Here is a 19,326-nt window from a genome sequence, read left to right on the forward strand (position 1 = left end):
CTGTATCTCCGAAACAGAGTCGGGGATGCGCTTTTCGGGTTCTATGAAAACTTAACCCTCAAGAAACACTGCAGCTCACTCTCTAGTATGTGCAGAATACGACCATATTCTTGCACTCTATCGCTCACCTATCTGAACCAAGTTTTTCCTTTGATAAGCTAGTCTCCTTTCATCATTGGAGGAGACTAAACATGAAAAAAACTTTGTTAGCGCTGGCTTGCTTCGCCAGCTTTTTTCACACCGCTATACAAGCGCAAACTGCCGATTTTGATCCACGCACCTGGAAAAAAGAAGTGCATGGTAAGGCAACGCAAGTCTTGGTTTTGGGATCGCCACATTTGAGTGCCTATGGCGATAAATTGAATCGCGCGCATTTGTCTGACTTGTTGGATCGATTGGCGCAGTTCAAGCCTGACATTATTACGATTGAAGCTTTGTCAGGTGAACAGTGCGAGTTTGTACGCGTCAATGCTGTCACGCACCCTGACGTGTATAAGGATTATTGCTGGGATCCTGCACCAGCGCAGAAAGCGATTGGATTCGGTTTGCAAGAGGCCTTGGTGGAAATTCAAACCACTTTAAAGACTTGGGCGCAGCAACCCCAAACAATACCTAGTCCTGCACAACGACGTCGCTTAGTCGCGGTGTTTTTAGCGGCGAATGATCGCGCGTCGGCCTTGGTGCAATGGTTGCGACTGGATGTGAATGAACGCAAGGCTGTCGATGGAATAGATGAGAGCGTGTTGAAATTCCTAAATCGTGAGTCGCCAAAATCCAACGAAAATTTTGAAGTCGCTGCCGTGTTGGCAGCAAGACTCGGCCTGGAGCGCGTCTACGCAACTGATGATCACACTGCTGATGATATTACTGACAGAGCCGGTCCAAAGTTCGGCGATGCTTTACAAGATATATGGAGCAAGATCAACATTCCTGAGAAAAAGGAATCGCAAGCTTTGGAAGCCAAGATGGACTCAACACAAGGCGTGTTGAATCTGTATCGCTTCTACAATAATCCAGAGAAGTTGCGTGCCTTTATCGGCGCAGACTTTGGCGGTGGCATCAAGCACGCAACGCCTGAATTATACGGGCGGCAATATGTGGCGTGGTGGGAGACGCGTAACCTGCGCATGGTTGCGAATATCCGCAGTGCATTTGGTAATCAGCCCGGTGCTAAAGTCTTGTCGGTCGTTGGCTCTTCGCATAAGCCTTACTTCGATGCCTACTTGAACATGATGCATGAAGTGCAGTTGATTGATGCGGCCAAGTTGCTTAAATAAGTTGATTAAATAAGGTGCTTAAATAAGGTGCTTGATTCAAATGAAACTAGCTCATCCAAGTTAAAGCTATAGAATGGGGATGAGCTAATTCTAGACATCAGAAGTAGCGTATCTAAGCAGATTATCCGCACATGGGTTGAGCGACGGAAGTTAAGCTTGCTTTGAAATTTGAATTCTTGTGAGGAGTGATCGTATCTATGAGTTGCCAGCTTCCACTGACTGTTTTGTCGACACGGCTCTCTATACGAAATACGCCCTGCCGAATTTGAGTGCAGGAATTATATGAATCGATAGGGCAAAGAAAGACACTCAGGCCATTTTCCGTGTCACCATTGCCTATGTTCCATTGTCCGACAAGTGAATCGACAGATCTATTTAATCCGAAAATGAGTTTTTGTTGGTTCTCAACGGGGAATTCGAATCTGGTTGCTACACCATCAACGGGTGAGCAGGCAGCCCAAGCTGTGCCTGTCACTAAGGTTGGCGCCTCTTCGTTACCGCCGCATGAAGACATGCACAAGCCGAGTATGGCAATGCTGATGATTCGAAATTGTGGTTTGATTTGACGCATAGATTTTTAATTGAGTATTTTTCAGATAGTCTAAAGGCATCGTAGATTTGAGCCAGAAGTGCGCAATTTTATCAAAAATAAAACATTAAATTTATTAAATTAATAGAAATAACTACGTAGGGCTCAGCATCAAATTATTGCTTTTCAAATTTGTTTCGCCATAGAACAAGCGAATCTCCAAATTCAAAGCATGCAGCTTGACAGAGCTTCTATAACAATTAGAATGCCTCAGTGATACAAAATTAACAAAGACAGAAACCTCACCATCTTGGGCCAATCTGAAAACAATAGGCACCGAAGAACCACACAATGTTCGTCTTCTGAATTAACTGACTGACCGATTAGGCGCTCTGACAATCATGAGAACATAGTGCCTTTATCAATGACGAAATTCTCAAATCACCATTAAAATCTAAACCAAAATGTCCGAAGACCTATCCATTCTCAGCCGCACAGCCAACCCACCAGATCTAAGCCTCAGTTATGGCGACCATGCCGACCAAGTCGCCGATATTCGTTACGGAAGCAAAGGTAGTGAACTCCCTTTACTAGTCTTAATCCACGGTGGTTTTTGGAAACCAGAATACGACCGCGCGCATGCCGAAGCGATGTCGTGTGCCTTAGCTGAAGCGGGCTGGACGACTTTGACTTTGGAGTATCGCCGTGTGTCAGGCCAGCCGGATGTGACTTTGGATGATGTGATGAGCGCCTTGACCACTTTGCCAGCGCGGGTGCAACGGCATAATGCTCAGGTGATCTTGATCGGGCATTCTGCGGGTGGACACTTGGTGCTGTGGGCGGCTGCGCGTTGTGCTCAGCTTGGATTGCCCCTTGTTTTACAAGGTGTGGTGGCCTTGGCACCAGCAGTCGATTTGCAGATGGCGCATGCTTTGAATTTAGGTGATGGTGCAGTGCTGCGTTTCTTGGGACAAGATCCCGTTCAGCGCCCTGATGTGAATCCTATGCATTTGCCTACGCCGACGGCGGCAGTGACGATCATTCAGGGCGACGATGATGAGATCGTGCCACCCGTAGTTGCCGCTTCGTATTGTGCGGCTTTCCCAAATACGCGTTTGGTGTCATTGCCGGACTGCGGTCACTTTGCGGTGATTGATCCGGCGACGGTGGCTTGGGAGGCTGTGGTGCACGAGTTGAGATCTTTGGCGTAATTTGTATCGTCGCTGGATTTTTGGATGGGCAGGTTTTCGTATCTACCCATGTAGCTAACTGCGAAAGATTCTTCGCTGAAGAAAAGCGTCGTAATCTTGTCGCTCAGTGCAGATCAAATAAACATAGATGTGTTGGCGATTTTCTTCAATCTCATAAACTATTTTGTTTTTTCCCATGACCACCATTTGTCGCCACTGCGTCATTCCTAACATTGCGAGTTGGGGTATGCTTGTGCCGAGTTGTGGATTGTCTTCCAACATTAATATACTGTTTCGGATATCAGTATAAATTTTGTTCGCTAGCTTTTCTGAGAACTGATTTTTAATGTAGGTATGGATCTGCCACAAGTCTTCTTCGGCATCATCTAGCACGTATACCGTGTAGCTCACCCCAATATTTCCTTGTCCATTTTGGCGAAAATTTCGCGGGCAGATTTGAATTGACCGTTTTCAATTTGCTTGCGACCAAGCGCCAATATCTTGAGTAAAGCCATCGTGTTTTTAGTGTCTTCGTAGCTTTTGATATCTTGAATGACACAGGTCGCTTCGCCATTTTGGGTGATGATGAGTGGCTCATGCGTTTCGGTCATTTCGGCGATTGCTTTGGCAGCATTATCTTTGAAATAGCTGATGGGTTTAACTTGTTCTGAAAGGCGCATGACGGGCTCCGTTAAGGGAAATCTTGGAAGTCAGTTTAAAGACTTAATTCAGACATGTCAACGCGGTACTTGGGCTGAAAAGCCCCGACCTGATACTACTTAATCAGGTCGGTTTGAATCAATGCCGCCTCTCTAGATTCAAGAATTACTCCGGGCTATCACTTCCCTTGTATCCGGGACGAGGTTCCACCCGCATTTTGTCATTTGTTTTGAGGCGCTCACGGAAGACTTCAATCTCGGCTTGTAAAGCAGGGATCAATTGATCTGCGGCTTTGTTGTAACCCTCTGCGCGCGCTGCACGTGCGCGTTCGCTAAAGTTAGCCAAATTGCCGCCACCTTTGACTTGACTCGTGCCCGGTGCGCGCATGAGCAATTTGCGGCTAGCTACATCAAACACAGAAATGTCCAGCATGGTTTGGGTATCGTGTTCATTGCCATGGATGACGTAGGCGCCAATCACCGTCCAATACAAAAACGACAGCGAATTACTATCGGTGAACTGAATTTGGTCATAGGACACCATCGCCATCACATCGACATTAAACATGCGGGCGACTTGTTCCATGTTGTCAAAACCGCCGGCTGGCTTTAAGTATTGTGAGGGAATAATGTCGATGGAGCCGATGAAAACTTGTCCGGCAAACGCTGTTTTGACACGTTCCATTAATTTGATTTTTTCTGTTTCGGGCAAGGTATGTGCCCTAGGATCGTTGGGTGCAAAGGCGATGCCCACCCGCACTGGTGGTCTTAGATAGGTGATGCCTGGTGTCAGTTGTGGTGCTTGTGTCGCTTTAGGATAGAGGTAATCGACGATGCTGGCAGATTGCTTGGATTCGCGTGGTCCGGCCATACTGGCACATCCACTGAGGGAAAATACGGTGAAAAGCACGACGGTCAATCCGCTGAGAAATTTGAAGGTCTTCATATTGTCCTTGGCGTAGTAAATAGTTTGCGTAGCTTAGCTTAAACCACTGCAGCTTGCGCGAGCTTTCAAAAAAGTCTTACGCTCTGCTACCGTGCGTAGCATCTCGAATCATCTTTCTCTGCAGACATCGCTTACTCGCGACTAAAGTGTTTCGTCTCGTTGAGCAAAAATGCTGGTGACAAATGTCATGTGAAGTCATGACAAACGCTACTACGCGACTTCCTTGTATTCCTTCATGATGGCTCCATCGCTGCACGCATAGTGTTGCAGACTTTTTGATAGGGAGCGCATCATGACATCATCTTCAGTGACTTCACATGTTTCTACTTCATTAGATCAACAGTTAGTCGAATTTCGCCAACGCCGTTTCTTAGCGATGCCCTTAGCGGGAATTTTGGTGTGGTCTGCACTGATTGTGACGGGGATATTCTTCAATCCTAAAGCCCAAGTCTTGGCGGTATTTGTCGGCACAGGCAGTATCGTTTATCTAGCAATGTTTTTAGCAAAACTCACCGGTGAGCAATTGCAATTTACGTCGAATAAAAAACGTAATTTCTTCGATACCCTGTTTCTATCTGCGGTCGCTATGAGCTTTTTATGTTACGCCTTGGTGATTCCTTTCTTCTTGGAGAACTATCGTAGCCTGCCTTTTGCGGTAGCTATTTTAACGGGCTTGATGTGGTTGCCCTTGAGTGTTTTGATACAGCATTGGGTTGGTGTTTTTCATGCCGTTGCGCGTACCACCTTATGCATTTGGGCTTGGATCATGTATCCCGAACATAGCTTTGTTTTACAGCCAGTAATTGTGGGGGCGATGTATGTAGTGAGTATTGCTGCCTTGGAATTGCGTTGGAAGCGACTGCAGGCAGCACAGCGTTTGCATACGTCGCCTTCCACGAAGCTTGCGTTTTGATTTCTGGGTGAGGTACTAAAAATATTGTTTGATTGAAGTTGTCGAAATAATACGTGGTAGACTTGAATAAAATATTGTTATCAGATCGCACAATGGTTGATCATACGTCGCACGTTTGTAAGTCATGTTAGTTTTAGAGTGAATTCTTGACTTGTGAACTTGGTCTCTGATCTTGATTATTCTATTCCTATCTAATTCATTCTATGCCTCAAAAAAATGTTGATCTTCAAAGGCGCCGTTCATTCATTAGGGCCTTGGGCCTTTTTGCGCTATCTCCTTTAAGTGCGCTGTCGCAAACGAACCCTATAATGCTTGTGGCTATACCACGCAATGACCCGATTGACTTTATGGCCAAACAAATTTTGGCTGAAGCTTATCGACAAATTGATATCTCATTGCAGTTTGAGCGGAAAGCGTTTGCAGGTAAAAGGGAAGGGTTTGGCAATAAATTTTTGCTGAAGAACTTATATTCCTATAAGAGCACTGAAATTTTAGACGACCAAAGTGTACGTTTGCCTGAACCTCTTTTTGAAGATGAGCTTGTTATCTACTGTTTGAGTACTTCGCCATCAATTAATAGCGTAGAAGATTTGCACGGGCAGAAGCTTGGAACTACCAGCTTACTAGCGGAATCATTGGAGTTGCAGAAACTATTAAAAGAAACAAAATTCGAAACTGGATACAGCCTCAAAAAAGCTTTAGAAATGATGTTGACGGGTAAGGGCGATGTTGTGATTGGAAGTCGCCTATCGGGACAGCATGCATTCAGAGAATTGGAGGCAAAAGGGTATTTTGAAATAGTAATCAAAGAGCGCGACGTGGACATGTTACATCGGCCTTTTAATCGTAGCGAAATCAAGGTATCTAAGTTAGCGATCGGTTCATTGCCTGTCTATCACCATGTCCCTCGCATATTGGCCCAAGAGATCCCTAGGTTACAGAAAATTCTGTCACAGATGCGGGTTGACAGGCGCACAGAAAAAATTCAACAGACGATTATTAACGATGTTAATGAAGGGAAAAATGAGTTTGATGTCGCTTCACTTGCGGAAATTCGACGCTTGAGTGAGCTACGTGAGATACCATATTCAAAACCGATGTTGCATCAAGAAGCCATCAAAATCAACTTGCTTTCCAATGAAAGGGCAGCCTTAAAACAGTTGCGGATGAGTGGAGTTCGTTGGAACTGGCGCGATGCAAGGTTTCAATCGGCCTACGCAGAAGCCCTGACGGCTGTTTCTGAGATTCAAAATGCTGATTGGGATAAATGTACATATCCTGTGATGCAAAAATATGCATCTGAGCGAGAGTCGCTTGCAGCAGAATATGAGTCGAGCATGCCTTATGCTTGGAGCTATATGCAGTTCAAAGAAGTATTAAATTTTTTTGAATCGAAATTAGGAAGTAAGTATCGTCAGTTTCTCCGATTTGCCGCCAATGCCTATTTGGAGCTAGATCTCGTTCGACAAAAAAGAGATCTCGGTTATCCAGACTTTACGACCAAATACATAATGCCTGTCGAAAATAGCAGTGAGTTACGTTTGATGCGTAATGGATTTGAATTGTTTTTTGGTGAAACAGAGTTTTTTTTGCTCGACTTTATCGTTTATGTACCTGATTTTATTCAAAGGATTAATACAATTTTCAATCAGCAAGAACAAATACGAGTGTTAGTTTTTTTGGATACCGAGGCGGCGACCATTGAGAGAAAAATTGTTCGGCAATGGCAGGGTAAGGTCGGGATGGATATATATTCTAGTGATAGAAAATGCGAGACTAGCAGCAAATTACAAGCGATTAAGTTACAGCCAAAAAAATAGAAAATGCTGGAATATTAAGGTGGCAAAGCAGTAGATTTTGCTCCAAACAACTGCGAAACAATTGGGCAACATTGTGTACAAGGTACTTGATGTTGCCCCTTTTGTTTCTTGGTTCTTTTGCTTAAGTAGAAATGCTGAATTATCCTGATATCGGATCAAGTCCGGTATGTCGATTATTGTCACCTGCACTATTCGAAATACCACATATCCAATTTTTGTGGATATGTGAATTCGCATTTCGCATACGAGAGGAGCCAATATTCTTACTCAACAGCTAGCCTTTTTCCTCAGCGTATTAATCTGAATATGCGGCCAGCGTGTGGTTTGTCCATTAGAACCCACCATGAATTCAAAGAAGATGATTTGCTCATATTGCAGTTGCAATACTTCGGTGCCGTCGGCTTCGATCACTGTTTCCAGCCACATGTTCAAACTCATCTCAGTCACATCGGCAAATTTTTTGACGAAGGGAATATTCAAAATCCCACCTTGAGGACCGCCATCGTGTTTGCTGGTCAATTGGATCAAAGTGTATTTGCTGATGTTTTGATCTTTGATGGCATCCCGTAAGCGCAAATCTGGACGTACTGAATACGGATAATGTGGGTCGGCGACTATGCGTTGGAAGTAGGTGAGATTGCTGTCCGGTTGCGTCACTGGCAAGGATTTGTCAAACGCCCAAGCTGGTGCTGGCTCGTCAAGATTGAGTGGAACTGGCGTAGAGCCATCAGGCGGAGTCAACAATGCAGATGCGCCCATGCTCGGTGAAATTGCCAGTGGTGAAGACGCGAGATTGGGTGCGTTGGCAACTTGTAGCGCAGGCCAGGAAGTAATGAATGGTTGGGTCCAGCTTTCTGTGCCAGTTGGGAATGGCGGTTTACCAGCGACATCCTGTTGAAAGCTGCCGGTCAACATAATCGAGCTACCATGTGGAATGGTGCCACTGCGCGCAATCGAATACGGTGGTACGAAGTTAGGGCCGTTTGCACCCGCGCCAATCGAGATCAGTGGATAGCCATTGTCTTCAATGACCGATTCTTCGGTCGCTGCATGGTTATACATTTCGTTCAGCCACAAATACATCCCGACTTCTTCGTGGATACCGACACCATCACTGACGCGCTGTACGCTTTGTTTGTATTCAATCGCACCAGTAAATTGCTCATTCGTGCCACCACGATTGCGTACGCCACCAGACACCGGAGCGAACGTCAGTTCTTCGGTATAGTCTTCGCACAAAAAATGGAAGATACCAAAAATAGTCTCAGTATTCGTGCCAGGTGAAGGCATGCAGGTAGTGTGTAAGCCCCAACCAGTATTATTGTTGTTTGGGTTGACGTTGACCCACGTGCCTATCAGTTGTTCCAGGATGCCGTAGTCTGCTGGCGCAGTTAACACGGCGTCGGAATACTCTGGGTATGGAGGGGTAGGGTTTTGCGGAATGGACATTCTTAAGTCTCCTTTAGTAAGCATTACAGTTGAATTTGTTGAACATCACGAACAAAGATGGAGAAAACATAGGGGAAATTGCCCAGTCTCATCAAGCTCAGTCCGGCTCAGTTTTTTGATCAGTGTTTTGATCACTGAGAAAGTCCATGAACAGAATTTGTGGCGAAACTGAAATTAACTTTTAGCAAGCATCGTGCCAAGAGAAGAGACGGACGTGAAGGCCAATGAGTTTGCGCACGGCGAAGACAGGTATACGACTGGGATGGGTATTTGGTGGAAAAGCTGCAGGTTCGACTCGGTCGAGAAATTATCGCTATTCGTCAGGTTTTACATGTCAAACTTGACAGTGCTCAACATGTAAATTCAGAAATGGCGTGTATGCGTCGTATGTTGTATGGAGATGCGCTGATTTAGGCTTCAGCTTTGATGAGATCTGCTGAGTGCCGCGGCGCAAATTATAGCTCTCTCGCTCCACTGACTTGATCAGCTTTAGCGGTGATTTGTTCTGTGTTGAGCATTTCCAGATGCATTCGATATTCTTGTTCAACAAGAGTTTTCAAAGCCTGTGTTGATGCGATTTGTTTTGCGCGTTCATAGTTGTTGGTATTCATAATGACGCGCAATTGTGCATATTCTTGGCTTGCGTAGATAGCCGCATTCTTTGTTTGAGTGCTGATTTGCTGCCCTTCATCACCCATTTTTGTTGAGGGGTTTGTGCTAGACCATACTTGCACAAATCCGCTTAAACCTTGGTTGTTGTGATGGGCAGCTTGATTTGAACGCGAAGAAGACGCTGAACTGGCCGGTGTAGAACTCGCCGTAGCTTCGATCAAGTGAACTTGTTCCGGCAAATTATTTGTATCGACAGTACAGGCGCTGAATGCACATACGGTAAGACATGCAATGACCCATACCAGGCTCTTATGAAATGTGGCGTTCATTTTCGACTTCCTCGCTAATTATTTAAAGATTTATTGCAAACGGCCAACCGCAATTACACGGCAACTATTGATGCTATAGAAAACTGATGCGGATGATACTGTCCATGTATAACCAGCAATTTGACCCGTCTGCTTATCCTTGTATAAACGTAGGGTTCCCATGCCCGCGCCACTTCCTTCGCCGCGCGTATCCTTGTAGATTTTTCCATTAGCGTCAGTTGCTTGGTGAGAGGAACTCGATGAGTCAGCAATAGAAATGTCGTATTGTTCTGTGCCTGCAATAATCGGTGCAGTATCTACCGTTCTTTTGATTGCGCCAGACATCGCTATCATCATATGGCCAGTGGTATCTTTATTCGCGCAGGGCAAATAGTTGATGGAAAGCAGATCACCACGTTGAATTCCTTCGACTGTCATGACGCGTTGAAAATGGTTTTGTGCCACGATGGCGGCGTGATATTGCGATGAACTTGGGCTGGTGGAATCAAACCAGTTCTTGTAGGTCGTATCGCTAATGTCATAAGCTGTCTTGATGACACGGGTGACGAAAGGAGAACAGGTTGAACGGTTTTGATAGATGGCTGCGCCATTGATACCTGCCCAAGTCACGATGGTCGGGTTACTGTCATAGACATTATTTGTCGGCTGCACAAAGCTGATTAATTTCTCCGCGAAGTTGGCATGCGTGAGGTAGTTTTCTGCTTGAGCAGTACCGATGCAGAAAGCGGACAGGGCGAGTGCTGAAAATGCGATGTGTTTTTTGAAAATAGACGTCATTATTTGTTGCTCCTAAAAACGATTAAAAAGATTTTTACGTAAGTGCTATTCGATAATTACTCAGTGGCTGTCGCAATGTTTTAACCTAGTATTTGAGTAATGCGCTTTTGTTTCACAGCGCGTAGAGAGATAGTACGAAAATCCTAAAAATGTTTCTGTGAGGCATTCCGCTAAAAATATGTGAAAAATTACCAAAATGGTTTTTTTCGCAAAAAAGAGTAATTTTTGAACGCAGCTTTTCCTATCCGACTAGAGGCATATTGAAAAACCGATTATGTCGTGAAGACAAAGTGGAAGAGGCTTGCTAACACTATATTGAGCGCAGTTTTAGCAATAGTGGATTGCAGAGTATGAGTCACCAAGAAGCTGGAAGACGTCGCTTGATTTCAATCTGACGTCGCGAACATGTTAGGTAGCCACCGACGCTTAAGTCCTTGAGAATTTTACTCACCATTTCTCGCGAACATCCAATTCTATTCGCCATCTCTTGTTGCGTGAGTGGATTGAGAATCACCATACGCTGGTCGATAGGTTCGGCAAGCTCTGTCAATAATTCGGCAAGTCTGCCATACACATCAAGCAGTGCCATGCCCTTGAAATTTTTGGTGACCACCCGTGTCCGCCGAATCAGTTTGGACAGCAGCGAGAAAACAAAATCAGGATGTGTTCTAAGAAAATTTTTGAAATCTTCAATGCTGACGATCGCTAAAGAAACTGGTTCCACGGCCATGACAGAAGCAGATCGATAGCCTTCCTCCAAGGCCATTTCGCCGAAGTAGTCATTTGCCTTGATGTTCGCTACGATGACTTCGTTGCCATCTTCATCGGATAAAAAAACTTTAACGCTGCCAGAGACGATGAAATAAACACTGTCTGAATCGTCGCCTTCACTGACGATGATAGCGTTGCGAGAAAACTTGCGCATGGTCGCAATCGCTAATAATTCATCGACGCCTTCTGTCGTCAATCCGGTAATGGTGAAGGATGTCATTAAGATGTGGAGTTAAAAATTTGGGAGTTGCGAGTTGCCATCATAAGCGAATTTTGCATCGAGTAATAGTAGATAGAATTCTGATAGTCCTGGTCGATTGTTGAGTTCCTCACTGCAGTTTTTCCTTTGCCACCAGCAAAGCGAGTCGAATGAAAAAGTTTCAATAAAGGGAGACAGAGCTTGTGTTTTTTATAGCGTTACGTATAGTCACGTAACTTTCTCTTTCATTTTTTTTAGAGCTATTTTGATGAAATCTAATCGTTTCCACAAACAGTTATGCGCATTCCTTGTTACCGCAGCATGTATGCCGCAAGCGCATGCAGATGCCAAGAAGATGTGGGTGCAGGGTTCTTGGGTAAACATTCGGCAAAGCGCTGATATGAATGCAAAGGTGATTGACCATTTAAGTACAAATACACCGGTCTTTTTGATTGCGCAAAAGGACAAAAGTTGTGAAATTAGTTGGGGGATTTCTGGACATGGCTATATTCCCTGCAAATTTCTTGCAGATCAGGTCTTGGTATTTGCCGATGTCGCCACGGAGAACTCCTCTCCAGAAAAAGCGAAAAATTATTCACCTACTCGCGCATTTTGGATTGCTCCATCAATGCGCGGGCTCTTTAACGCCGGCAAATATTTTCAAGAGAATTTACTCAAACCAGAACAGCTCAACTTGGAAAATGGTTCAGTACAAGATCGCCCAGAGCCACAACGTCCTCCAAAGTTGATACGTTATTCAGTGCCTGAGTTTGAAGCAATGAAAGAAATGATGAACAAAGGCGTTATTGCACCAGTAGTCGCGTTTGCTCCCTTGTTTAGCTGTGAACAAATGCAAGAAGCTAAGCGCAGGCAGGTTGGATCAAGTAAAGATGAATTCACAAGGAGTTCGAACGATTGGAGTGCACCCGATGCAGAAAAATATCCCTACAGCTATATCTATGCCCATGACTGTCTGGTACCTGAAATTCCAAAATTGAGCCTGCCTAAGATAAAAGTATCTTACTTCAAGGATGTTCAGAAAGTGTTGCCAGGCAACACTCAAATTGAAGAAATTAGCGCGAAATTTGGCATTGTCGAGCGCGGTTCCGTGACTGGATCACCGCGCTGGGCTTTGGACTACGATACCTATCGTTACACAGGTGCGTGGGATATCGGAAGCTACACCTTAACTCTGGACAAACCAGTATACGAACATGTGATCGGGCGCACTGGTTTAGTCGCGGTCTACCGTTGGTTGCCAGGCATAGATGAAGAACCGTTTGGTCCATCTGCAAGCTGCGAAGAAGGTTTGCGAAATCAAAGAAATGGGAAGGAATTACTTTCCGGTTATCCTAAAGTCAAAGACGCGCTACTGTGGTTTCAATCGGCTACTCCCTTATCGTTTAGAACTGCCAAAATTAATTCGCGTGCCTATCTAGCTCCAGCACGTTCGCTCAAAGAGGGTGAAGAGCAAAGAGGTATCAAAAAAGTGGTGGTGTATGAAGTTGATTTAGATGGCGATGGCATCGCCGATTTTGTGCAATGGGATATGTGGGGAGAACCGGAAATTTCGGGTCCGTCGCCATTGCTCACTTTGCGACAAATATTTATAAATATTAACGGCGTCTGGCATCCATTTGAACGGGATTCCTATGGTGAATGCACTTAATTATTCTAGGTGAATCAATTTTTTTGCTGATGCGGTAAGCTAAATAGTAAGCCCATAAACAATGCTTCCGCCAATACCAATAATGCTGCTTTATATGGCAGCAAGTCTGCTGGTTGCTGCATGAAACGCAAATATAAGGCAAAAATGCCCACGGCAATTGCGCTCCATAACAATCGCCGTTGATTCTTATGTTTGAAGTAGCGATGTAATATCAATCCAGTGACACCGCCACCGAGGCCGACCAAAAGCATGGGTAATTCTTTCATCCAATTATAGGAACATGCAGCCATCCATTCCACGCAATGGTATTTCCAATGCTCGTGCAGCATAAACTGCTCATCAAATGCCATACCCAGCATCGCAAGACAGAGCCAGATGCACATCAAGCGTGGCAACGCTTTTTCTTGCCATAAGCGTAGCAGTAGTATCGCCATCGCCCAAAGCTGTGCGCTAGATAACCACGCAACTGGAGAATCATCTGTACGAAAAGCGATCTCAGGACTTGGCCAATAAAACGCAAATGAGCACAACATAAAAATGACTGCCGCACCGAGACTCATGCTCAAAGGCAGCAAGATGTTCGGCATCGACATCGCGGCATTTTTCACTGCAATTTTTATGTCAACTGAAGGATCATTCATTTCATTCGCCATTCAAGAATAAGCCTTTGTATTTTTCTTACTTACTGATCTTGCCATTTTTCGGTCCGTTGATCATGGTCGGCAGCAGCATAACTTCGACGATTTTGCCATCGGATAATTGCCCGTGTCCATCGCTTCCCCTTCAGCAAACCTTCGCCGACACAAAAGTCAAGCCAATCACGGGCGACACTCATCGCCTTTAGTTCAACCGCGAAAGCTTCGCGTTTACCTTGCGCATCCAAATTGCCGTTAAAGAAATCAGCGTCTCGCCATGCCCATAGTTGCCCGTTACTATCGATACCGGTGACTAGTCCCCAGTGTTCTTCCACCTTGCGCCAACGCTTGCCATTAAAGATTGGCAGATATTCGCCAAATTTTGTTGTGAGATGATTTTCAACATCGGCAAAACCACGTCGCCACAATTGCGCATCTTCGGTAATGAGATAGGAGGCAGTACTACCCGTATGAACTGCTAGCACGTGATCTGGATTGCCTAAAGGAATCGCACCTGGCAGATCGCCATGGTAGTCCGCACCAAGTTGTCGCTCACTATTATTTCCCCAGCCATATACCTTATCTTCTTCACTCAAAAATACGATATGGTCGTTTGCAACGCTGAGTAACCCAGGCCTGTGCGTAGCAACAAAGGCAGGCACTTCAGGGATTGAACTTGCGCTTACTGCAGTGACTATTTTCGTTCTGGTACGACTTTTTTGCTGTAGAACGATGACGTCAATGATGCAAAAGAAAACAAGGATAACAGTGATTTTGCGCATAGTGAGGCTTACATTCGCTGAAGTTCTTTTATGGCTTAGTGCTTTGATGCCTGTGTAGGACGGGCGCAATCCGCACTGTAAATTAGTCGATTGCGCTTCGATACATTTTTGACTTACTTGACGAGTGCTTTCCCGCGCGCCACATGCAATTTTTTATAACTATCAATCAAACGCTGATGTCTATCCAAGCCTTCGAGTTTTGTACTAGTTGGTGTCAATCCGTAAAAGCGAACACTACCATCGACCGATCCCAGCACTGCATCCATACGCTCATTGCCAAACATGCGACGGAAATTGGTTTCGTAATTTTCTAATCCCAAGTCCTCATCAAGCGTGACTTCGAGGACGACGTTTAATGCTTGATAAAATAAGCCGCGCTCGACGCTGTTGTCGTTGTATTGGAGGAAGGCTTGCACCAGATCTTGCGCGTCTTCAAGTTGTTCTAAAGCCAGATGGATGAGCAGCTTCAATTCGAGTACAGTGAGCTGTCCCCACACGGTGTTCTCGTCAAATTCTATGCCGATCAAGGTGGCGATGTCACTGTAATCGTCTAGTTCGTTATTTTCCAAACGGTCTAGCAAGGCTTCTAGCGCGTCATCGTCGAGCCGGTGCAAATTTAAAATGTCAGTGCGGAACAGCAAGGCTTTGTTGGTGTTATCCCAGACCAGATCTTCAACTGGATACACTTCAGAATAGCCCGGCACCAAGATGCGGCAAGCGGTCGCGCCGAGTTGGTCGTAGACCGCTTGGTACACTTCTTTGCCCATCTCGGTGAGGATACCAAATAGTGTGGCAGCTTCGTCGGCGTTTGAATTTGCGCCTTGTCCTGAGAAATCCCATTCCACAAATTCGTAATCAGACTTTGAGCTGAAAAAGCGCCACGACACTACACCGCTGGAATCAATAAAATGTTCAACAAAATTGTTCGGCTCGGTGACGGCATTGCTGACAAAAGTCGGTTGTGGCAAATCGTTGAGACCTTCAAAACTGCGACCTTGCAATAGCTCAGTCAAGCTGCGTTCCAAGGCGACTTCTAAACTAGGATGCGCACCAAATGAGGCAAATACGCCGCCTGTACGTGGGTTCATTAAGGTCACGCACATCACTGGGTATTGCCCACCGAGTGAGGCGTCTTTCACTAGCACTGGGAAACCTTGCTCTTCCAAGCCTTGTATGCCTGCCAAAATGCCAGGATATTTCGCCAACACGTCTGGCGGTACATCTGGCAGAGCGATTTCGCCTTCGAGAATTTCACGTTTGACGGCACGCTCAAAAATCTCTGACAGACATTGCACCTGCGCTTCGACCAGCGTATTGCCGGCACTCATGCCATTGCTGGCGAATAGGTTTTCGACTAAATTGGATGGGAAGTACACGACTTCATTATCAGATTGCCGCACGAAGGGTAATGAACAAATACCGCGTTCGGTATTCCCTGAATTGGTGTCGATCAGATGCGAGCCACGTAACTCATTGTCGGGGTTGTAAATCTCCAGGCAGTATTCATCCAGAATTTCTTTAGGCAGCGCATCTTTTTTTCCCGCCTTAAACCACTTCTCGTTCGGATAATGCACGAACTCGGCATTGGCGATGTCTTCACCCCAAAATGAACCAGCGTAAAAGTGGTTGTTGCTGAGGCGTTCAATATACTCGCCCAAGGCGGAGGCTAAAGCGCTTTCTTTGGTTGCGCCTTTGCCATTGGTAAAACACATAGGAGAATGCGCATCGCGAATATGTAGCGACCACACATTCGGGATGATATTACGCCACGAGGCGATTTCAATTTTGATGCCAAGACCCGCTAACAAGCCCGACATATTCGCAATGGTTTGTTCTAAGGGCAAATCTTTGCCAAGGATATAAGTCGCGGCATCCGCATCTGGATTTAAGGTCAGCAAGGCTTGCGCATCTGCATCGAGATTGTCGACTTCTTCGATGATAAATTCAGGCCCTGCCTGCACGACTTTTTTGACGGTGCAGCGATCGATAGAACGCAAAATACCTTCGCGGTCTTTGGCTGAAATATCGGCGGGTAATTCAACTTGGATTTTAAAAATTTGTGCGTAACGGTTTTCCGGGTCAACGATATTGTTTTGCGAAAGACGAATATTCTCGGTGGGGATATTGCGCGTATTGCAGTACAACTTCACAAAGTAAGCCGCGCATAAAGCCGAAGATGCCAAGAAATAATCAAACGGCCCCGGTGCAGAACCATCGCCTTTATAACGTATAGGCTGATCAGCGATCACCGTGAAATCATCGAATTTGGCTTCGAGGCGAAGCTTATCGAGAAAGTTGACTTTAATTTCCATGAGAGTGTTCCAAAAAGACGGCCAAAATAGCGTTAACAGTGAATTAGCCGCCATTATCCTAGATTACTCCCTTGACCGCTCAAATTCGTCTTTGGATGCATTTGATTATCTGTGTGGCAGCTTGGCACGATGGGCTGTCAAGTCGTTCTCAGCCTGCGCAATAAATGCTTAATGTTACTTAATGCATTGCTTAATGATTGTTTAAGATTGCTCAATGACTACTTAATGACTACCCAATGACTTTTAATGTGCTTGACTTTGCTCTAGCTATCTTTTACATTCAACTTTATGGTTGAATATAAAACGACATCCCTTAATTCGCAAGACGATGCTTGGCTTGACGCTTCTTTCACTGCCATGGCAGACCCAACGCGGCGAGCTATTTTGGCGCGACTGGCTTTGTCTGATGCGCGGGTGACGGAAATTGCTGGCGATTTTCCGATGTCGCTTAATGCGGTTTCTAAGCACATCAAAATTCTGGAACGTGCAGAGCTTGTGCGTCGAACTGTGCAAGGGCGAGATCATGTGCTGTCGCTTAATGCGGAGGCGATGACAAGTGCAGCGGAATGGATTGATTATTACCGCCAGTTCTGGCAAGACAGGCTGGCGTCTCTCGATAGTTTCTTCACCCAACAGCAGATTCGCGCTAAGAAAGGAAACAAAACATGACTGCCACGGCCAATGTTCCCAGTATCACCGTCAAACGCAAGATCGCAGCTCCAGCGCAGCAAGTATTTGAGGCTTGGCTTAATCCGGAATTTTTAGCACAATGGATGCGCCCTTGTTCGAGTAGTACACAACTTTCGGATATCAAAGTTGACGCGTGCGTCGGCGGTGCATTTGAGATTATCATGCATGTGGCATCTGGACCGGTTCCGCATACTGGCGTTTATCAGATTATTGATGCACCACGTCAGCTTGTATTTACGTGGAATTCACCTCATGCAGGGAACCATGATTCACTCGTCACTGTGGATTTTTATGCAGAGGGCGACGCCACTGAAGTGGTTGTGACGCACGAACGTTTGCCAGAGGCGGCTCGCAACGGGCATATAGGTGGATGGACAGAAATTCTTGAGTCTCTGGCTCAGAAGATCAATACTTAATTCATGCTTAATCAGAGCTAGTCAAAGCGAATCAGAGCGAATCAGAGCGAATCAGAGCGAATCAGAGCTTAATCAACGATACGGATAGGAAACCTATAATGAAATATCAAGGAAGCTGCCACTGTGGACAAATAGCCTTCGAGGTAGAAGGCGATTTGACGAATGTCATGTCGTGTAATTGTTCACTGTGCCAACGTAAAGGTGCATTGATGTGGTTCGTTCCCACCCAAGCCATGACTTTGTTGACACCAGTGGAGGCGATGCGCACCTACACCTTCAATAAGCATGTGATACAACATCATTTCTGTCCAACTTGTGGCATTCATCCTTATGGTGAAGCAGCTGCTCCCGATGGACAACAGATGGCCGCGATAAATGTGCGTTGTATCGACGATCTGGATTTATCCAGTTTGACGGTGCAAGAATTTAATGGACGTGAACGTTAATAAATTCGCGTAATTGCGGGTACTCAACTAGGATGGAAAATTTTGTGTTTCCACCCTAGGTAGCATTTTTTATTCGCTACGATGTGGCGGCGCAATTGTTGGCGTAACTTTTTGCATTTCGCGAATTGCTGCTACGACTAGTTCTGGATTGGCGGTCTGTATAGCATGGTCAGAATCCGCGATGACCAGTTTTGCATTTGGATATAAGTTGCGGGCGAAACTAATCGTTTGCGGGTCATCATTGACTACCCCAAAATCAACCGCAATCGCAGTCGCTGATTTGGGTACATTGATCAGGCGTATCATGGGTTTGCTATCGATGCTGGGTAGAGCGAGCACTTGTTCACCCGTCGTATGAATTTGATCGATCTCACTTTGCAGTGTGCTGTTCAAGAAGAGACTTTTTCCTACCCGAGTTAGCCAAGGAAAGTCTTCCGGTTTTTTGATAATTTTGGGATACAAGGCATCTACCATAACGATTCCTTGTACTTCATCGGGATAGGTTTTTGCGAACAATTGCATGTATAAACCGCCCATAGAATGACCCACTAAGATGTAGGGCGGTTTGAGATTACGGTGCTGCAGCATCTGATGTAACTCAGCGACAATTGTCTGACCATCACGCGGTGAATTGGTTTTATCACTTTTCCCATAGCCGGGGCGATTATAGGCAAATACCGTGCTATCTTGGCTGACTTCACTGAGCACCTTGTCCCATTTGTTGATGGTCTCTTTCGCGCCATTTTCAAAAACGACGACGGCTTTGGAATTTGGTCGTACCTGTGTAAAAGCCTCGACCTGACGCCCTTGAAAAGTTTCGGTGACCGAGCCTGCTAAGCTTGGAGTCGTTTGACACGCGGTCATCGATATTGCTACCCCTATAGCGCTCACCAACAGTAGTTGGA

20 protein-coding genes are annotated in these 19,326 nt (G+C 45.5%); 8 read left to right on the forward strand and 12 right to left on the reverse strand.

From position 1 onward, the window contains the following. The first annotated feature begins 191 nt into the window (after positions 1 to 191). The gene (locus tag H8K55_RS16415) at positions 192 to 1,277 is read left to right on the forward strand and encodes a DUF5694 domain-containing protein (RefSeq protein ID WP_186943144.1); all 1,086 of its coding nucleotides are present in this window, start codon (positions 192 to 194) and stop codon (positions 1,275 to 1,277) included. A gap of 121 nt (positions 1,278 to 1,398) precedes the next feature. Here the strand turns inward: H8K55_RS16415 and H8K55_RS16420 are convergent, their stop codons facing one another. Continuing rightward, the gene (locus H8K55_RS16420; RefSeq protein ID WP_186943145.1) at positions 1,399 to 1,848 is read right to left on the reverse strand and encodes a hypothetical protein; all 450 of its coding nucleotides are present in this window, start codon (positions 1,846 to 1,848) and stop codon (positions 1,399 to 1,401) included. A 422-nt stretch (positions 1,849 to 2,270) separates the two neighbouring features. Here H8K55_RS16420 and H8K55_RS16425 point away from each other — a divergent pair, with 422 nt between their 5' ends. Further along, positions 2,271 to 3,017 carry an alpha/beta hydrolase family protein gene (locus tag H8K55_RS16425; protein WP_186943146.1) on the forward strand — a complete coding sequence of 249 codons (747 nt, stop codon included), beginning with the start codon at positions 2,271 to 2,273 and terminating at the stop codon, positions 3,015 to 3,017. Between the two features lie 54 nt (positions 3,018 to 3,071). Here H8K55_RS16425 and H8K55_RS16430 read toward each other — a convergent pair whose 3' ends face one another. From H8K55_RS16430 to rhlP, 3 genes are all read right to left on the reverse strand, one after another. Then, a complete protein-coding gene (locus tag H8K55_RS16430) occupies positions 3,072 to 3,407 on the reverse strand; it encodes a type II toxin-antitoxin system RelE/ParE family toxin (protein ID WP_186943147.1) in 336 nt (111 codons plus the stop codon). Then, positions 3,404 to 3,676 (reverse strand): type II toxin-antitoxin system Phd/YefM family antitoxin, encoded by a 273-nt coding sequence (locus H8K55_RS16435; protein WP_186943148.1) that lies wholly within the window; start codon positions 3,674 to 3,676, stop codon positions 3,404 to 3,406. Before H8K55_RS16435 ends, H8K55_RS16430 begins: the two co-directional genes overlap by 4 nt. Before the next feature lie 145 nt (positions 3,677 to 3,821). Beyond that, complete coding sequence (gene rhlP / locus H8K55_RS16440; RefSeq protein WP_186943149.1) at positions 3,822 to 4,601, reverse strand: rhombotarget lipoprotein; 780 nt, start codon at positions 4,599 to 4,601, stop codon at positions 3,822 to 3,824. 292 nt (positions 4,602 to 4,893) lie between these two features. Here rhlP and H8K55_RS16445 point away from each other — a divergent pair, with 292 nt between their 5' ends. Together H8K55_RS16445 and H8K55_RS16450 are read left to right on the forward strand one after the other, a co-directional pair. Then, a complete protein-coding gene (locus H8K55_RS16445; RefSeq protein ID WP_186943150.1) occupies positions 4,894 to 5,514 on the forward strand; it encodes a DUF7010 family protein in 621 nt (206 codons plus the stop codon). A gap of 203 nt (positions 5,515 to 5,717) precedes the next feature. Continuing rightward, a complete protein-coding gene (locus H8K55_RS16450) occupies positions 5,718 to 7,334 on the forward strand; it encodes a type 2 periplasmic-binding domain-containing protein (protein ID WP_186943151.1) in 1,617 nt (538 codons plus the stop codon). A 267-nt stretch (positions 7,335 to 7,601) separates the two neighbouring features. Here H8K55_RS16450 and H8K55_RS16455 read toward each other — a convergent pair whose 3' ends face one another. From H8K55_RS16455 to H8K55_RS16470, 4 genes are all read right to left on the reverse strand, one after another. Further along, a complete protein-coding gene (locus H8K55_RS16455) occupies positions 7,602 to 8,783 on the reverse strand; it encodes a peroxidase, FMP-type (RefSeq protein ID WP_186943152.1) in 1,182 nt (393 codons plus the stop codon). A 455-nt stretch (positions 8,784 to 9,238) separates the two neighbouring features. Next, the gene (locus tag H8K55_RS16460) at positions 9,239 to 9,724 is read right to left on the reverse strand and encodes a hypothetical protein (protein WP_186943153.1); all 486 of its coding nucleotides are present in this window, start codon (positions 9,722 to 9,724) and stop codon (positions 9,239 to 9,241) included. A gap of 30 nt (positions 9,725 to 9,754) precedes the next feature. Then, entirely contained in the window at positions 9,755 to 10,501 is a 747-nt protein-coding gene (locus H8K55_RS16465; RefSeq protein WP_186943154.1) for a hypothetical protein, read from the reverse strand. 355 nt (positions 10,502 to 10,856) lie between these two features. Then, a complete protein-coding gene (locus H8K55_RS16470) occupies positions 10,857 to 11,492 on the reverse strand; it encodes a Crp/Fnr family transcriptional regulator (protein WP_186943155.1) in 636 nt (211 codons plus the stop codon). Between the two features lie 247 nt (positions 11,493 to 11,739). Between H8K55_RS16470 and H8K55_RS16475 the strand changes: the two genes are divergently transcribed. Next, the gene (locus H8K55_RS16475) at positions 11,740 to 13,140 is read left to right on the forward strand and encodes an SH3 domain-containing protein (RefSeq protein WP_186943156.1); all 1,401 of its coding nucleotides are present in this window, start codon (positions 11,740 to 11,742) and stop codon (positions 13,138 to 13,140) included. Between the two features lie 14 nt (positions 13,141 to 13,154). On the opposite strand, the gene H8K55_RS16480 is transcribed toward H8K55_RS16475, so the two are convergent. The 3 genes from H8K55_RS16480 to H8K55_RS16490 all read right to left on the reverse strand — a co-directional run bounded on the left by H8K55_RS16480 (position 13,155) and on the right by H8K55_RS16490 (position 16,869). Further along, on the reverse strand, positions 13,155 to 13,781 hold the full coding sequence (locus H8K55_RS16480; protein ID WP_186943157.1) for a hypothetical protein: 627 nt from the start codon (positions 13,779 to 13,781) through the stop codon (positions 13,155 to 13,157). 41 nt (positions 13,782 to 13,822) lie between these two features. After that, positions 13,823 to 14,557: an RCC1 domain-containing protein gene (locus tag H8K55_RS16485; RefSeq protein ID WP_186943158.1), complete on the reverse strand. Its 735-nt coding sequence runs from the start codon at positions 14,555 to 14,557 to the stop codon at positions 13,823 to 13,825. A gap of 113 nt (positions 14,558 to 14,670) precedes the next feature. Continuing rightward, complete coding sequence (locus tag H8K55_RS16490) at positions 14,671 to 16,869, reverse strand: OsmC domain/YcaO domain-containing protein (RefSeq protein ID WP_186943159.1); 2,199 nt, start codon at positions 16,867 to 16,869, stop codon at positions 14,671 to 14,673. A gap of 288 nt (positions 16,870 to 17,157) precedes the next feature. Here H8K55_RS16490 and H8K55_RS16495 point away from each other — a divergent pair, with 288 nt between their 5' ends. The 3 genes from H8K55_RS16495 to H8K55_RS16505 all read left to right on the forward strand — a co-directional run bounded on the left by H8K55_RS16495 (position 17,158) and on the right by H8K55_RS16505 (position 18,421). Then, positions 17,158 to 17,538 (forward strand): ArsR/SmtB family transcription factor, encoded by a 381-nt coding sequence (locus H8K55_RS16495; RefSeq protein ID WP_186943160.1) that lies wholly within the window; start codon positions 17,158 to 17,160, stop codon positions 17,536 to 17,538. After that, positions 17,535 to 17,975, forward strand: coding sequence for an SRPBCC family protein (locus tag H8K55_RS16500; RefSeq protein ID WP_186943161.1), 441 nt, complete (start codon positions 17,535 to 17,537; stop codon positions 17,973 to 17,975). The genes H8K55_RS16495 and H8K55_RS16500 overlap by 4 nt, the downstream gene beginning before the upstream one ends. 98 nt (positions 17,976 to 18,073) lie before the next feature. Continuing rightward, positions 18,074 to 18,421 carry a GFA family protein gene (locus tag H8K55_RS16505; RefSeq protein ID WP_186943162.1) on the forward strand — a complete coding sequence of 116 codons (348 nt, stop codon included), beginning with the start codon at positions 18,074 to 18,076 and terminating at the stop codon, positions 18,419 to 18,421. Positions 18,422 to 18,490: 69 nt separating this feature from the next. Here H8K55_RS16505 and H8K55_RS16510 read toward each other — a convergent pair whose 3' ends face one another. After that, the gene (locus H8K55_RS16510) at positions 18,491 to 19,285 is read right to left on the reverse strand and encodes an alpha/beta fold hydrolase (protein ID WP_230408670.1); all 795 of its coding nucleotides are present in this window, start codon (positions 19,283 to 19,285) and stop codon (positions 18,491 to 18,493) included. Positions 19,286 to 19,326 lie beyond the last annotated feature (41 nt).

The organism is Affinundibacterium flavidum (genome assembly GCF_014284175.1).
Lineage (GTDB): Bacteria > Pseudomonadota > Gammaproteobacteria > Burkholderiales > Burkholderiaceae_D > Undibacterium > Undibacterium flavidum.

What these genes read in the sequence shown, in the direction of transcription:
- H8K55_RS16415 (WP_186943144.1), top strand. Translation starts at nt 192, where the DNA reads ATGAAAAAAACTTTGTTAGCGCTGGCTTGCTTCGCCAGCTTTTTTCAC.
- H8K55_RS16420 (WP_186943145.1), bottom strand. Translation starts at nt 1,848, where the DNA reads ATGCGTCAAATCAAACCACAATTTCGAATCATCAGCATTGCCATACTC.
- H8K55_RS16425 (WP_186943146.1), top strand. Translation starts at nt 2,271, where the DNA reads ATGTCCGAAGACCTATCCATTCTCAGCCGCACAGCCAACCCACCAGAT.
- H8K55_RS16435 (WP_186943148.1), bottom strand. Translation starts at nt 3,676, where the DNA reads ATGCGCCTTTCAGAACAAGTTAAACCCATCAGCTATTTCAAAGATAAT.
- rhlP (WP_186943149.1), bottom strand. Translation starts at nt 4,601, where the DNA reads ATGAAGACCTTCAAATTTCTCAGCGGATTGACCGTCGTGCTTTTCACC.
- H8K55_RS16445 (WP_186943150.1), top strand. Translation starts at nt 4,894, where the DNA reads ATGACATCATCTTCAGTGACTTCACATGTTTCTACTTCATTAGATCAA.
- H8K55_RS16450 (WP_186943151.1), top strand. Translation starts at nt 5,718, where the DNA reads ATGCCTCAAAAAAATGTTGATCTTCAAAGGCGCCGTTCATTCATTAGG.
- H8K55_RS16455 (WP_186943152.1), bottom strand. Translation starts at nt 8,783, where the DNA reads ATGTCCATTCCGCAAAACCCTACCCCTCCATACCCAGAGTATTCCGAC.
- H8K55_RS16460 (WP_186943153.1), bottom strand. Translation starts at nt 9,724, where the DNA reads ATGAACGCCACATTTCATAAGAGCCTGGTATGGGTCATTGCATGTCTT.
- H8K55_RS16465 (WP_186943154.1), bottom strand. Translation starts at nt 10,501, where the DNA reads ATGACGTCTATTTTCAAAAAACACATCGCATTTTCAGCACTCGCCCTG.
- H8K55_RS16470 (WP_186943155.1), bottom strand. Translation starts at nt 11,492, where the DNA reads ATGACATCCTTCACCATTACCGGATTGACGACAGAAGGCGTCGATGAA.
- H8K55_RS16475 (WP_186943156.1), top strand. Translation starts at nt 11,740, where the DNA reads ATGAAATCTAATCGTTTCCACAAACAGTTATGCGCATTCCTTGTTACC.
- H8K55_RS16480 (WP_186943157.1), bottom strand. Translation starts at nt 13,781, where the DNA reads ATGAATGATCCTTCAGTTGACATAAAAATTGCAGTGAAAAATGCCGCG.
- H8K55_RS16485 (WP_186943158.1), bottom strand. Translation starts at nt 14,557, where the DNA reads ATGCGCAAAATCACTGTTATCCTTGTTTTCTTTTGCATCATTGACGTC.
- H8K55_RS16490 (WP_186943159.1), bottom strand. Translation starts at nt 16,869, where the DNA reads ATGGAAATTAAAGTCAACTTTCTCGATAAGCTTCGCCTCGAAGCCAAA.
- H8K55_RS16495 (WP_186943160.1), top strand. Translation starts at nt 17,158, where the DNA reads ATGGTTGAATATAAAACGACATCCCTTAATTCGCAAGACGATGCTTGG.
- H8K55_RS16500 (WP_186943161.1), top strand. Translation starts at nt 17,535, where the DNA reads ATGACTGCCACGGCCAATGTTCCCAGTATCACCGTCAAACGCAAGATC.
- H8K55_RS16505 (WP_186943162.1), top strand. Translation starts at nt 18,074, where the DNA reads ATGAAATATCAAGGAAGCTGCCACTGTGGACAAATAGCCTTCGAGGTA.
- H8K55_RS16510 (WP_230408670.1), bottom strand. Translation starts at nt 19,285, where the DNA reads ATGACCGCGTGTCAAACGACTCCAAGCTTAGCAGGCTCGGTCACCGAA.